A 12,982-nucleotide genomic window follows, 5' to 3' on the forward strand; every position below is an offset into this window, starting at 1 on the left:
TCAACGACCGCGCAAGAAAAGTTTATCCAGATCATCCAGCCCAAGCTGGGTCCAGGTCGGGCGGCCATGGTTGCACTGGCCGCTGCGTTCGGTGGTCTCCATGTCGCGCAGCAGGCCGTTCATTTCCGGCACCGCCAAGCGTCGATTGGCCCTGACCGCACCGTGGCACGCCATGGTGCCGAGCAGTTCGTTCAGGTGAGCCTGGATACGGTCACTGGTACCGTACTCCATCAGGTCAGCCAGCACGTCCTGGACCAGACGATTGGCTTCGGCCTGCTTGAGCAGCGCCGGAATCTGGCGAATCGCCAGGGTTTCCGGGCCCAGCCGTTGCAGTTCGAAGCCCAGGCGCTGGAACCAGGCGGCATGTTCTTCGGCGCAGTCCGCTTCGCGCTGGCTCATCGCCAGGGACTCCGGCACCAGTAGCGGTTGGCCACTCAGGCCTTCACTGGCCATCGCCACTTTCAGGCGTTCGTACATGATCCGCTCGTGGGCTGCGTGCATGTCCACCAGCACCAGCCCCACGGCGTTCTCGGCCAGGATATAGATACCCTTGAGCTGCGCCAGGGCATAGCCCAGGGGCGGAATGTCACCCTGGCTTTCTGGCAGCGAGACGCTGGTGGCAGGCGTGCCCGGCAAAGGGGCAAAGAACTCTCGATAGACGCCCTGGCTTTCGGCCAGCGGCATTGCCGAGGGCTGCGCAGGACGTGGTGAATACTGGTAGCCCGCGCCTGCACCTGTGCCCGGCATGCGCGCGGCAGGCTCGACCCGCTGCGCCTCCAGCAGGTTGGCCGACAAGCGCATTTCGCCCTGTGGACCAAATTCACCCGCCTGTTGCCCGCTGGGGCGGACCATCTCGGTGACTGCTGCCGGTGCCGCCAGTTGGTCTTCGGGACGAACATCCGCCAGTGCACGGTGCAGCGTGCCGTACAGGAAGTCATGAACCATGCGGCCATCACGAAAACGCACTTCGTGTTTGGTCGGGTGCACGTTGACGTCGACCACGGCCGGGTCCACTTCAAAAAACAGCACAAAGGTCGGGTGCCGGCCATTGAACAACACGTCGCGATAAGCCTGGCGCACCGCATGGGCCACCAGCTTGTCCCGCACTGCGCGACCGTTTACATAGAAGTACTGAAGGTCTGCCTGGCTGCGCGAGAACGTCGGCAGGCCGACCCAACCCCACAGGCGCAAGCCATTGCGCTCGACCTCAATGGGCATCGCCTGTTCAAGGAAGGCCGGGCTGCACACAGCGCCAACACGGCGAGCTCGCGCCGTCTCGTCGGTCGCTTCGTGCAGGCTGAGGATGGTCTTGCCGTTGTGACGCAGATGAAAGCCCACATCGAAGCGGGCCAGGGCCAGCCGCTTGATGACTTCCTGCAGGTGATCGAACTCGGTTTTCTCGGTCTTAAGGAACTTGCGTCGAGCTGGCGTATTGAAAAACAGGTCGCGCACTTCAACCGAGGTGCCGACCGGGTGAGCGGCCGGCTGCACCCGAGGCGACATGTCACGGCCTTCGGTTTCGACCTGCCAGGCCTGTTCGGCATCGCGAGTGCGGGACGTCAGGGTCAGGCGGGCAACCGAACTGATCGACGCCAGCGCCTCGCCCCGAAACCCCAGGCTCATGACCCGTTCCAGGTCTTCAAGGTCGCGGATCTTGCTGGTGGCATGTCGCGCCAGCGCTAACGGCAGGTCATCGGAAGAGATCCCGCCGCCATCGTCACGCACACGCAGCAGCTTGACGCCGCCCTGCTCGACCTCGACATCGATACGCCTGGCGCCGGAGTCCAGGCTGTTCTCCAGCAACTCCTTGATCACCGACGCCGGGCGCTCGACCACCTCGCCGGCAGCAATCTGGTTCGCCAGCCGCGGGCTGAGCAGCTGGATGCGGGCCGAGTCACTCATTGCTGGGCCGCCAGGGCAGTGTTGGGAATGTTCAGGTTCTGACCGACCTTCAGCTCATCGGTTTTCAGGCTGTTGGCACTGCGCAGTGCCGCGATGGGCACTTCGTAGCGCACAGCCAGCATGGCCAGGGTCTCGCCCGGGCGCACCGTGTGGTCCCGTGGCCCTTGGGCGATCTTGCCCGAATCGCGCAGCCAGGCGACGTAAGTGCCCGGCGGCGGGTTTTGCTGGAAGAACTGCCGCACACCGCTGTGGATCGAACGGGCGAGGGCCTGCTGGTGGCTGATGGTCTGCAGCTTGCTGGCTTCGTTGGCGTTGGAGATAAATCCGGTTTCGACCAGGATCGAGGGGATGTCCGGCGACTTGAGCACCATGAAGCCGGCTTGTTCCACCCGGCGCTTGTGCAGCGGGGTCACCCGACCGATGTTGCTCAGCACTTTCTGCCCGACGTTCAGGCTGGAGGTGAGCGAGGCCGTCATCGACAGGTCCAGGAGCACACCTGCGAGCATGCGGTCCTTGTCGTCGAGGCTGACGTTGCCAGCGCCGCCGATCAGGTCGGAACGGTTTTCAGTGTCCGCCAGCCAGCGGGCTGTTTCCGACGTCGCGCCGCGCTCGGACAGGGCAAAGACCGAAGCACCGAAGGCCGCCGTTGAAGGCGCGGCATCCGCGTGAATGGAAATAAACAGGTCAGCGCCCTTCTTGCGGGCGATTTCAGTGCGCTTGCGCAGCGGAATGAAGTAGTCACCGGTACGGGTCAGCTCGGCGCGAAAGCCTTTATCGGTGTTGATCTGACGCTGCAATTCCTTGGCGATCGCCAGCACCACGTCTTTCTCGCGCTGGCCGCGCGAACCCGATGCGCCCGGGTCTTCACCACCGTGACCGGCGTCGATGGCAATGACGATGTCACGCTTGCCGTTAGGCACAGGGGTGAGCTTGATCGCCGGCTGAGTCGGCGTGACGGGCACGGCTGGCGCGGTGGCCACGACAGGTGTCGGTGGCGTCGGCTCGGCATCGGCTTCCTGATCGAACAGATCGACCACCAACCGGTTGCCGTACTGCTGGTTCGGCGCCAGCGTAAAGCTCTTGGGTGTGACCGATTTGCTCAGGTCGATGACCACGCGCAAGTCGGTGGGCGTGCGCTGGGCAGAGCGCACGCTGGTGATGGGTGTATTAGAGGTTGAAACCTGCAAAGGCGCCGCCAGCGTCGCGCCGTTGATATCAATGACCAGCCGATCCGGCGAGGTCAGAGTGAAAACACTGTGTTGAACAGGCCCAGACAAGTCAAAGACCAGGCGAGTGTTATCCGGTGCTCGCCACAAGCGTACGCTTTTGACTTGCGTGACGGCCAAAGCGTCCACGGTCACAGCCGTCAGCAATAGTCCAACGACAGCAACCAGTGCGCAAATGCGCATACCCATCCCCACTTAAAGTTGTTTGAATTCCAATGCCAGAACGGCACACCAAGACTCGCCACGCGACCCCAATGGCGACAAGCTCAGCGAACGCCCGCCTGCATGGGGGCTTATGGTAATGGTCAGGTCAGGCTTTGGCAAAAAGCCGTCACCCTTGTCAGGCCACTCGATCAGGCACAAAGGGTCATCATCGAAGTAGTCGCGGATGCCCATATATTCCAGCTCCTCGGGGTCGACAAGCCGATACAGATCAAAGTGAAAGGCCCGCGCACCCTGGATCTCATAGGGTTCGACCAGGGTAAAGGTCGGGCTTTTAACCGCCCCAGTGTGCCCCAGGCCACGGATGATCCCCCGCGAAAGCGTGGTTTTACCGGCTCCCAGGTCGCCTATGAGAAAAATCACGCCGTGCCCCCGGGTGACCTCGGCAATGCGTTTGCCCAACCCAAGCATGGCATCTTCATCGGCCAGGAACAGGGTTACTTCTGACACGGTGTTAACTCCTCAAGCAACTGACGAATGGTGGGGACAAGATCACTGGCAGCCAGCCCTCGCCCCCGCTCCCCTTGTATTTCTCCTGCACTGGCGTGCAGCCAGGCGCCCAGGCAAGCGGCCTCCCAAGGCGACAGCCCCTGGGCCATCAGGGCGCCCAACAGTCCCGCCAGTACATCCCCCAAGCCCGCCGTGGCCATGGCTGGATGGCCACGATCGCACAAGGCCAGGCGCCCGTCCGGGGCGGCTATCAAGGTGCCGGCGCCCTTGAGCAGGCAAATCGTTTCAAATTGATGCGCCAACGCTTGCGCACTGCCCGCCCGATCCGCCTGGACGTGCGCAGTGCTGATCCCCAGCAAGCGCGCCGCCTCCCCCGGATGTGGGGTGATCACGCTGCCCGCCGGCAGTCGCACGGTGCCGCTGGCTAGCAGATTCAGCGCATCGGCATCCCAGACTTGCGGCTTCGCCACGACGGCCGCGCTCGACAACACACTACGCGCCCAGCTGGTCTGGCCCAGGCCAGGCCCAACCACCAGCACTGAAGCAGCGTCGGTCAGCGCCATCAACTCATTGGCAGAACTGACCCCGGATGTCATGACTTCCGGCATTCGGACCAACGCCGCCGGCAGATGTTCAGCTCGGGTCGCGAGGCTCACCATGCCGGCGCCGCTGCGCAGGGCACTTTCGGCGCAGAGCAGCGCAGCCCCTCCGGTACCGAGCTCCCCCCCGATGACCAGCACGCGACCAAACTGACCCTTGTGGGCCGTGCGAGGGCGCGCATCCAATTCGGGCAGGTTACCGACATCCAGCCGAGTCGCAACCCCCGGCACCGCAGACACAAGCGCAGGATCTGCCTGCAAATCGTCGAAGATCAGTTGGCCAACATAGTCAGGCCCAAGGGCCGTAAACAAACCGAACTTGAGCCCGATGTAGCTCACCGTCAGCTCGGCCCGCACCGCACAACCCAGGACTCGCCCTGTGTCGGCACACAAGCCAGAGGGAATATCGACACTGACCACCGGCAAACCGCTCTGGTTGATCGCCTCGACCGCATAGACGTATGGGCCGCGCACATCCCCTTGCAGGCCGGTGCCCAACAAGGCATCGAGCACTATGCCGTCCAGTGTGTGATGGCTTGCCCAGGGCCAGATCGCAACGCCGCAGGCCTGCGCCTGGGCACAGGCTTGCGCCGCATCACCGACCAGCGAGACGGGGTCGGCCACAGCCAACACTTCCACCTGCCAGCCCGCACGCTCGGCCAACTCTGCGACCAGATAACCGTCGCCTGCGTTATTGCCCCGCCCGGCCAATACCGTCAGCACACGGGCCTGCGGCCACTGCCGACGTATGGCTCGCCAGGTGGCATGAGCCGCTCGTTGCATCAGCTCAAAGCCGGTCGTCCCTGCAGCGATCAAGCGGGCATCCAGGTCTCGAACCTGGGCGGCGGTATACAGAACGTCGGGTAAACCACGGTTCGAGAGCAGCATAAGTCCACTATTGGGGGCGATGTCTGGCAGAATTATACGCACCTCAGCCCCGGTTTCCTTCTTCGCATGCCTGCTCTTACCGCCGACCTTCACGCCCTGGCCCAGTCAATCAAGGATTGGGGCCGCGAACTGGGCTTCCAGCAAGTTGGCATCGCCGGCCTGGACGTGGGCGAGCATGAAAAACATCTGGAGCGCTGGCTGGCGGCGGGCTACCACGGCGAAATGGAGTACATGGGTGCCCATGGCAGCAAACGCTCGCATCCCGACGAGCTGGTACCCGGCACGCTGCGAGTCGTTTCGCTGCGCATGGACTACCTGCCCGGCGACACCGAAATGGCCCAGCGCCTGGCCCAGCCGGAAAAAGCCTATATTTCTCGCTATGCGCTGGGGCGCGATTATCACAAGTTGATTCGCAAGCGCGTGCAGCAATTGGCCGATCGCATCCAGCAAGCCATCGGGCCTTTCGGCTATCGGGCGTTCGTCGACAGCGCCCCGGTACTGGAAAAGGCCATCGCCGAGCAGGCTGGCCTGGGCTGGATCGGCAAGAACACCTTGGTGCTCAATCGCAAGGCGGGTAGCTACTTTTTCCTCAGCGAGCTGTTTGTCGACCTACCCTTGCCTGTCGATGCCCCGCACGCCACTGAACATTGCGGCCGTTGCAGCGCCTGCCTGGACATTTGCCCGACCCAGGCTTTCGTTGGCCCCTATGTACTGGATGCTCGCCGCTGCATTTCCTACCTCACCATCGAACTTAAAAGCGCTATCCCCGAAGAATTGCGGCCTTTGATTGGCAATCGGGTGTTCGGTTGTGACGACTGCCAGATCGTCTGCCCCTGGAACCGCTTTGCCCGGCCTTCCGGCGAAAGCGACTTCAAGCCGCGGCACAATCTGGACAATGCCGAGCTGGCGGCGCTGTTTATGTGGGATGAAGAGAAATTCTTGAGCAGCACCGAAGGTTCGCCACTAAGGCGTGCGGGTTATGAGCGCTGGCTGCGTAATCTGGCGGTGGGGCTTGGGAATGCGCCGTCGACCATAGCGGTGATCGAGGCACTCAAGGCACGCCGGGATTATCCGTCGGAGCTGGTGCGCGAGCATGTGCAATGGGCGTTGCGCCAGCATGGCTTGGAGTAAGCACGCAGCTCCAGCTCCAGCTCTTGATCTTGATCTTGATCTTGATCTTCAAACACAAAAAGCCCAGACACCACGGATGTCCCTTCAGGAGGCCGAGTGGAGCGCCTGCGCAGTGGGGTAAGGGCCATGGATGGCCCGCAAGCGCCGATGGGCCATGGACGGCCCGTCGGCGCGGCCCCACGGAGCAGGTGCGGAGGGAGGGAACCCGGAGCGCAGCGTAGGGCCGGATGCGGGGACCAGGGGTTTTGCCTACTTTTGCCCCAACAAAAGTAGGACGCCGTAAAGGCGGAAAGGTGACTAAGCGTCACCCTCGAAAACGGATAAGTTCTCGATTCAAGGGTTTGGGTTCGACTAATGGCAAGCATATCCAGATTACGAGCAGACGCGGACTCACCGTTCCGCTCTTACAGCCAGCCCTTTCAAGGTCTTCGTTTAAACTCTCTCCCATCTACGGTCCAGGATGACGAAACGATGTGGGAAGAAGTCTTAGCGCGGTTTGAAAAAAAAGCACCGGCCAGCGTCATGGCCAAGTTGGCGTTGGAGCAGGCCATCCCGGCCGAGTGGGTCGATCAGGTGTTCGAAAACCATCGCCAACGCCAGTACCCGCGTGAGCTTTTGTTTTCGACCATCGTTGAGCTGATGTCCCTTGTTTCATTGGGTTTACGACCTTCACTGCATGCCGCTGCACGTCAGATGGAGGACCTTCCGGTTACCTTGGCAGCGCTCTATGACAAGGTCAGCCGCACAGAACCCGCGTTGCTGCGGGCCCTGGTCACCGGCAGCGCAGAGCGGTTGACCCCGACCATAGAAGCGTTGGGCTGTTCAGCCATTTTGCCCGGCTGGCAACTGCGTATCGTCGACGGCAACCACCTGCCTTCTACCGAAAAACGTCTGGGGGCTTTGCGGCGTGAACGAGGCGCCGCGCGGCCTGGTTTTTCGGTCGTGGTCTATGACCCCGACCTGGATCAGGTCGTTGACCTTCAGCCCTGCGAAGATGCCTACGCCAGTGAACGCGTCAGCGTACTGCCGTTGCTGGCGAGTGCGAGGGCGGGACAGCTGTGGATGGCCGATCGGCTCTATTGCACGCTCCCCGTCATGGAAGCCTGCGAGGAGTCGGGCGCCTCGTTCATTATTCGTCAGCAGAGTCACCATCCACGCCTGATCCAGGAAAACGACTGGCAAGAACCCGTGTCTGTCGAGGCTGGAACGGTGCGTGAACAAACCATCGAATTGAAAGGCGGACGCTGCTGGCGGCGAATTGAACTGAGCTTGCGAACGCCCACTGAGTCGGGTGACTCCACGCTCTTATTCTGGAGCAATTTGCCCGACAGCATCAGTGCTCAGCAGATCGCTGATTTGTACCGTCGTCGCTGGAGTATCGAAGGGATGTTCCAACGCCTGGAATCGGTGCTGGACAGTGAAATCGCAAGCCTGGGCAACCCCCGAGCGGCCTTGCTCGGTTTTGCCTCGGCGATCTTGGCCTACAACGTTTTGTCGGTCCTTAAGCGCAGTGTTGAACAGGCCCATCGCCAGACGCAGCCCGAGGGCTGGGAAGCTTCGATCTTCCACCTGGCGGTGCAGGTGCGCAGCAGTTATGAGGGGATGCAGATCGCGTTGCCCTCGGATTACCTATCACTCCAAACGACCTCAGAAACTCTGGCGGAGCGTCTGTTGGCGCTGGCCAGGAATATCCAGCCCCGACAGGTCGCTAAAAGCAAACGCGGCCCCAAAGTAGATAAACCCAAGGAATGGCTCGAGGGCAAAGCTGCGCGTGCTCATGTATCGACGGACCGGGTGCTCAAGGCCAAAAAAGATGAAAGACCTTGAAAGGGCTGGCTCTTACAGCGGGTCACTTTTGTTGGCGCAAAAGTAACCAAAACGCCGCGTCCCCGCATACGGCCCTACGCTACGCTCCGGGTTCCCTCGCTCCCGCACTTGCTACGCGGGGACCGCGCCGACGGGCCGTCCCTGGCCCTACGGCGCTCTCGGGCCATCCATGGCCCTCGCCCCACTACGCAAGCGCTCCGCTCGGCCTCCTGAAGGGACGATCCGCGGCGTCTGGGCCATTTGTGCATGAAGATCAAAAGCCAGGGGCGCTTCAATGCTCGTCGTTGTACTGGAATTTCGGCATTTCCCAATGAAAGCGGATCGCCAACAAGCGAAACAGAAAACCACCAAACAAGGTGATCAAAATCGATTGCTCGCTCGGCAATTCCAGGGTGATGCACAGCAAATAGCACCACGCCGCCGCAAACGACACGCTGGCGTACAACTCGCGCCGGAAGACCAAGGGAATGTCGTTGCAGAAGATATCGCGCAGGATCCCGCCGAACACACCGGTAATCATGCCGGCTAGCGCAGCTACCAGCATGTCGTGACCCAACTCAAGCGCAGTCATGCAGCCAATCAACGTAAACGCTACCAGCCCCAGTGCATCGAGCACCAGGAACAACGAACGCAGGTGGCGCATCAGGGGCGCAATGAAGATCGTGACCAGCGCGGCAAAGCTGGTCAGCACCAGATATTCAGGGTGTTTGACCCAGGTCAGCGGGTAGTTCCCCAACAGCACGTCGCGCACTGACCCGCCGCCCAATGCCGTGACGCAGGCGATCAGCACCACGCCAAACCAGTCCATGCCCCGACGCCCGGCCGACAAGGCGCCGGTCATGGCTTCGGCGGTGATTGCAATCAAGTAAAGCATCAACAACATGGTAGCGATCCGTGCACTGGGGGCGCGCAGTCTACTCAGTTGCCTCGCGCACCAATAGAGGGCGCCAATCAGAATTTGATGAAGTGCGTGCGGTAGTGCTGAAGTTCGCCGATAGACTCGCGAATATCGTCCAGAGCCACGTGGGTACCGCCCTTCTTGAAGCTGTCCTTGACCTCCGGTGCCCAGCGTGCGACCAACTCCTTGAGGGTGGAAACATCCAGATTGCGGTAGTGGAAGTAGTTTTCCAGTTCACGCATGTGGCGATAGAGGAAACGACGGTCCTGGCAAATACTGTTGCCACAGATCGGCGACTTACCCTTGGGTACCCACTGCTCCAGGAACGCGATGGTCTGGGCCTGGGCCTGGGCCATGTCGATGCGGCTTTCACGAACCCGCTGGGTGAGCCCCGTGGCGCCGTGGGTGCGGGTGTTCCATTCGTCCATCCGGGCCAGCACTTCGTCGCTGTGATGGATGGCAATCACCGGGCCTTCTGCCAGCGTGTTGAGGTCGCTGTCGGTCACAATAGTCGCCATTTCGATGATGACGTCACTGTCGGGATCCAGGCCGGTCATTTCCAGATCGATCCAAATCAGGTTCTGTGGGTTCTGCATAATGTGCTCCTCGCGTAGGTGCGCAGTTTAGCCTAGTGGGGCGTGCTAAACTCGTCGCCGTTTTCTTTCAAACCTTTGCTTTATCGACACGGAACACTCATGGCCAAACGCCAGCTCAACCGCCGCCAAAACTGGCGCATCGAAAAAATCCAGGGTGAACGCGCTGCCCGCGCCGCCAAACGCGAGCAACACGCGCTGGACGAACTGGAAGGCGGCGACTTGGGCCCCGAACAGTTCGGCCTGGTGATCGCCCACTTCGGTGTCCAGGTGGAAGTCGAGGCGCTGCAGGGCGAACTGGCCGGCCAAGTGTTTCGATGCCACTTGCGCGCCAACCTGCCGGCGCTGGTGACCGGCGACCAGGTGGTCTGGCGTGCCGGCAACCAGGGCATTGGCGTGATCGTCGCCCAGCAGCCACGCAGCACCGAGTTGTGCCGGCCAGACAGCCGCGGCCAGCTCAAGCCGGTGGCCGCCAACGTCGACCTGATCGTGATCGTCTTCGCCCCGATGCCCGAGCCTCACGCGAACCTGATCGACCGCTATCTGGTAGCCGCCGAACATGCCGGCATTCGCCCGCTGCTGCTGCTCAACAAGGCCGACTTGATCGACGAGCAAAACGCCCCGGCGCTCAACGCTCTGCTGGCGGTGTACCGTCAACTGGGTTATCCGGTACTGGAAGTGTCGGCGCATCATGGCGACGGCATGCAGCAGTTGCAGGCGCAACTGGATGGGCACATCAGCGTATTCGTCGGCCAGTCCGGCGTCGGCAAGTCGTCGTTGGTCAACAGCCTGTTGCCGCAAGTGCAGACCCGCGTCGGGCCGCTTTCGGAATGGTCTGGCCAGGGCACCCACACCACCACCACCGCCCGGCTGTTCCACTTCCCCGGTGGCGGCGAGCTGATCGACTCACCGGGTATCCGTGAGTTTGGCCTGGTGCATGTGAGCCGCGCCGATGTCGAAGCGGGCTTTATCGAGTTTCACGACTTGATCGGCCATTGCCGCTTTCGCGACTGCAAGCATGACCGCGAGCCGGGCTGCGCCTTGTTGATGGCGCTGGAAGATGGACGGGTTCAGCAGCAGCGCATGAACAGCTATCGCTCGATCATTGCCAGCTTGCCGCAGGATACCTACTGACCTTGCGCGATAAACCACACTGACCTCATCGCGGGTAAACCCGGCTCCTACCGACCCGTGTAGGAGCCGGGTTTACCCGCGATGGCCATAGGTATCTACACAATTCTGGGGCAGCGCGGCTCTTGTAGCCGCTGCCGAGGTACGAGGCTGCGATCGGCGGCGAAGCCGTCGTAAATTCAGGCCCTTCGGTGTGCCTGATGGATTACGGTCTCAGGTTTTACGGCCGCTTCGCTGCCGATCGCAGCCTCGTACCTCGTCAGCGGCTACATTCGTAGCAGTAGACGAGTTCAGCGAGGCCAGGTCCGGGGACGTAGTCCTCGCAAAGCCTGTACTCGCGGTGTATCTGAATACTGAAGTGCCAGGTTTTACGACTGCTGCGCAGCCGGACGTGGCCTCGTTCTACTCGTCCACTGCTACGAAATGCAGTACACCAAAAGATGTGTAGATACCTATGCCGCGATGGCCGCACCGCAATCCCTTTTGCAGGAAAAATCTGTAGGATCTTTAACCCTGTTGCGTAGGGTTCGTCTTCTTTTGCGCCTGAACATTGCCCAACTCGCCACTCTGTCCAATGGTGTCCTTTTACCCTGAAAGGACGCACCTGATGACAGTACTTATCTGCTACCGCTACACCGATCGGTTCAGCGCTCATCTGATCAATGATCGCCTGCGAGATCACGACATCCCCGGCCGCATGCAGGCACTGGACTTCGAATCCGGGACTACCCATGACATCACCACCTTGATCACTCGCGACATCATGGAGTGCAGCCACGTGATTGCGGTGGTGTCGGAACGTTCGGCAAACGCTTGGTGGCTGCCCTTCCTGATCGGCGAGGTCACCATGATCGATAGGCGCATCAGCCTCTACAACACCAATCGCCTGCCACTGCCCGAATACCTCAAGCGCTGGCCCGTCATGACGTGCGTCGAGGACGTGGATTTCTTTATCGAGTGTTTTCGCAATGAGCTGCGAGGCCAGCAGAGCTTTGGTGCCGAGTCACTGGAAGCCATCGCCAACAACACGCGCAATGCCGATATCTTTCATACCGAGCTAAAAGCCAGGATCCGTCGCGGCGCCTGACCTGGGCGGCCATGCCCCTGCGGGGCCATGGCCGCACATCACTGCCTGGGCTCATCCATCTTCAAGGGACCGTTGTCGAAGATATTCAGCTTTTCGCGCAGCTCGCGGGGCTGGGTTGGGTCGGCAGGTGGCGCCTCTCCCGGCTGTGCAGCCGGTGATTCAGTGGGCGGCGACTGTTGCTCGCCCTCGATGGCACGCTGGGACTTTTTGGTCAGTACCACAATGTCGATGCGGCGGTTCACCGGGTTCAGAGGGTTCTGCCGGTCGAACAGCGCCGAAGAAGCATAACCCACCACTCGCGCAACCTGATTCTCCGGATAGCCACCCGCAACCAGTGCACGCCGGGCGGCGTTGGCACGGCCGGCCGACAACTCCCAGTTACCAAATTCACCACTGCCGGCATAGGGCTTGGCATCGGTGTGGCCGCTGATGCTGACCTTGTTCGGCACAGCCTTGATGGTGTCGGCCATGGCCAGCAAGATGTCTTCGAAATACGGCTGCAGGCGTGCGCTGCCCAGATCGAACATCGGCCGGTTTTCGGCATCCATGATCTGGATGCGCAGGCCATCCGGGGTAATCTCGAACAGGATCTGATCCTTGAATTTCTGCAGCTGCGGGTTTTCCTCGACCTTTTTTTGCAGCTCTTGCAGCAACAACTCCAGACGCTCGCGCTCGACCTGCTCGGCCATGCTTTGCGCCTGATCGTCGTCCAGCTTCTGGGTCACATCTGGTTGAGGCTGGGCTTCGACTTCGGGGTTGATTGTCTTTTCCGGCGCAAGCTTGGGCGAGCCGCCCAGGTCAATCACGTAAGGGGTGCCGCTTTCGGCAAAGCCGATAGGGTCCTTGAAGTACCCGGCAATGGCGAGTTTCTGCTCCGGCGTTGCGTTGGACATCAACCACAACACCAGGAAAAAGGCCATCATGGCGGTGGCGAAGTCAGCAAACGCAATCTTCCAGGCACCGCCATGGTGCCCCGCGTCGAAACGTTTGACCCGCTTGACGATTATCGGCTGGTTATTTTCCATGAC

Annotated in this window: 11 protein-coding genes; 4 read left to right on the forward strand and 7 right to left on the reverse strand. The window is 61.3% G+C overall.

Annotation, left to right across the window (positions count from 1 at the left end; all coding sequences use genetic code 11):
* Genes mutL through AC3IX4_RS26440 form a run of 4 tightly spaced genes read right to left on the reverse strand, consistent with a single transcriptional unit; the run spans nucleotide 1 to nucleotide 5,287 of the window.
* Nucleotides 1–1,902, reverse strand: a complete 1,902-nt coding sequence (gene mutL, locus AC3IX4_RS26425) for a DNA mismatch repair endonuclease MutL (protein ID WP_489258243.1) — start codon at nucleotides 1,900–1,902, stop codon at nucleotides 1–3.
* Nucleotides 1,899–3,311 carry an N-acetylmuramoyl-L-alanine amidase gene (locus AC3IX4_RS26430; protein ID WP_489258244.1) on the reverse strand — a complete coding sequence of 471 codons (1,413 nt, stop codon included), beginning with the start codon at nucleotides 3,309–3,311 and terminating at the stop codon, nucleotides 1,899–1,901. Before AC3IX4_RS26430 ends, mutL begins: the two co-directional genes overlap by 4 nt.
* A 12-nt stretch (nucleotides 3,312–3,323) precedes the next feature.
* On the reverse strand, nucleotides 3,324–3,800 hold the full coding sequence (tsaE, locus tag AC3IX4_RS26435) for a tRNA (adenosine(37)-N6)-threonylcarbamoyltransferase complex ATPase subunit type 1 TsaE (RefSeq protein ID WP_489258245.1): 477 nt from the start codon (nucleotides 3,798–3,800) through the stop codon (nucleotides 3,324–3,326).
* Entirely contained in the window at nucleotides 3,788–5,287 is a 1,500-nt protein-coding gene (locus AC3IX4_RS26440) for an NAD(P)H-hydrate dehydratase (RefSeq protein WP_489261375.1), read from the reverse strand. Before AC3IX4_RS26440 ends, tsaE begins: the two co-directional genes overlap by 13 nt.
* A gap of 66 nt (nucleotides 5,288–5,353) precedes the next feature.
* Here AC3IX4_RS26440 and queG point away from each other — a divergent pair, with 66 nt between their 5' ends.
* Nucleotides 5,354–6,418, forward strand: a complete 1,065-nt coding sequence (gene queG, locus AC3IX4_RS26445) for a tRNA epoxyqueuosine(34) reductase QueG (RefSeq protein WP_489258246.1) — start codon at nucleotides 5,354–5,356, stop codon at nucleotides 6,416–6,418.
* A 522-nt stretch (nucleotides 6,419–6,940) separates the two neighbouring features.
* Entirely contained in the window at nucleotides 6,941–8,245 is a 1,305-nt protein-coding gene (locus AC3IX4_RS26450; RefSeq protein ID WP_489261189.1) for an IS4 family transposase, read from the forward strand.
* 271 nt (nucleotides 8,246–8,516) lie between these two features.
* Here the strand turns inward: AC3IX4_RS26450 and AC3IX4_RS26455 are convergent, their stop codons facing one another.
* Both AC3IX4_RS26455 and orn read right to left on the reverse strand, forming a co-directional pair.
* Nucleotides 8,517–9,128 carry a trimeric intracellular cation channel family protein gene (locus AC3IX4_RS26455; protein WP_489258247.1) on the reverse strand — a complete coding sequence of 204 codons (612 nt, stop codon included), beginning with the start codon at nucleotides 9,126–9,128 and terminating at the stop codon, nucleotides 8,517–8,519.
* A gap of 68 nt (nucleotides 9,129–9,196) precedes the next feature.
* Complete coding sequence (gene orn, locus AC3IX4_RS26460) at nucleotides 9,197–9,739, reverse strand: oligoribonuclease (protein ID WP_489258248.1); 543 nt, start codon at nucleotides 9,737–9,739, stop codon at nucleotides 9,197–9,199.
* 99 nt (nucleotides 9,740–9,838) lie between these two features.
* On the opposite strand from orn, the gene rsgA reads away from it, so the two are divergent.
* Complete coding sequence (rsgA, locus tag AC3IX4_RS26465; protein ID WP_489258249.1) at nucleotides 9,839–10,870, forward strand: small ribosomal subunit biogenesis GTPase RsgA; 1,032 nt, start codon at nucleotides 9,839–9,841, stop codon at nucleotides 10,868–10,870.
* Nucleotides 10,871–11,474: 604 nt separating this feature from the next.
* Nucleotides 11,475–11,954: a toll/interleukin-1 receptor domain-containing protein gene (locus AC3IX4_RS26470; protein ID WP_489258250.1), complete on the forward strand. Its 480-nt coding sequence runs from the start codon at nucleotides 11,475–11,477 to the stop codon at nucleotides 11,952–11,954.
* Nucleotides 11,955–11,992: 38 nt separating this feature from the next.
* Here AC3IX4_RS26470 and motB read toward each other — a convergent pair whose 3' ends face one another.
* Complete coding sequence (gene motB / locus AC3IX4_RS26475) at nucleotides 11,993–12,979, reverse strand: flagellar motor protein MotB (protein WP_489258251.1); 987 nt, start codon at nucleotides 12,977–12,979, stop codon at nucleotides 11,993–11,995.
* Nucleotides 12,980–12,982 lie beyond the last annotated feature (3 nt).

The sequence above is a fragment of the Pseudomonas sp. KH_021 genome, from assembly GCF_057838865.1.

Bases quoted from the DNA above. Each gene is read 5' to 3' on its own strand.
- queG (WP_489258246.1), top strand. From the start codon at position 5,354: ATGCCTGCTCTTACCGCCGACCTTCACGCCCTGGCCCAGTCAATCAAG.
- AC3IX4_RS26450 (WP_489261189.1), top strand. From the start codon at position 6,941: ATGGCCAAGTTGGCGTTGGAGCAGGCCATCCCGGCCGAGTGGGTCGAT.
- rsgA (WP_489258249.1), top strand. From the start codon at position 9,839: ATGGCCAAACGCCAGCTCAACCGCCGCCAAAACTGGCGCATCGAAAAA.
- AC3IX4_RS26470 (WP_489258250.1), top strand. From the start codon at position 11,475: ATGACAGTACTTATCTGCTACCGCTACACCGATCGGTTCAGCGCTCAT.
- AC3IX4_RS26455 (WP_489258247.1), bottom strand. From the start codon at position 9,128: ATGTTGTTGATGCTTTACTTGATTGCAATCACCGCCGAAGCCATGACC.
- AC3IX4_RS26440 (WP_489261375.1), bottom strand. From the start codon at position 5,287: ATGCTGCTCTCGAACCGTGGTTTACCCGACGTTCTGTATACCGCCGCC.
- mutL (WP_489258243.1), bottom strand. From the start codon at position 1,902: ATGAGTGACTCGGCCCGCATCCAGCTGCTCAGCCCGCGGCTGGCGAAC.
- AC3IX4_RS26430 (WP_489258244.1), bottom strand. From the start codon at position 3,311: ATGCGCATTTGCGCACTGGTTGCTGTCGTTGGACTATTGCTGACGGCT.
- motB (WP_489258251.1), bottom strand. From the start codon at position 12,979: ATGGAAAATAACCAGCCGATAATCGTCAAGCGGGTCAAACGTTTCGAC.
- orn (WP_489258248.1), bottom strand. From the start codon at position 9,739: ATGCAGAACCCACAGAACCTGATTTGGATCGATCTGGAAATGACCGGC.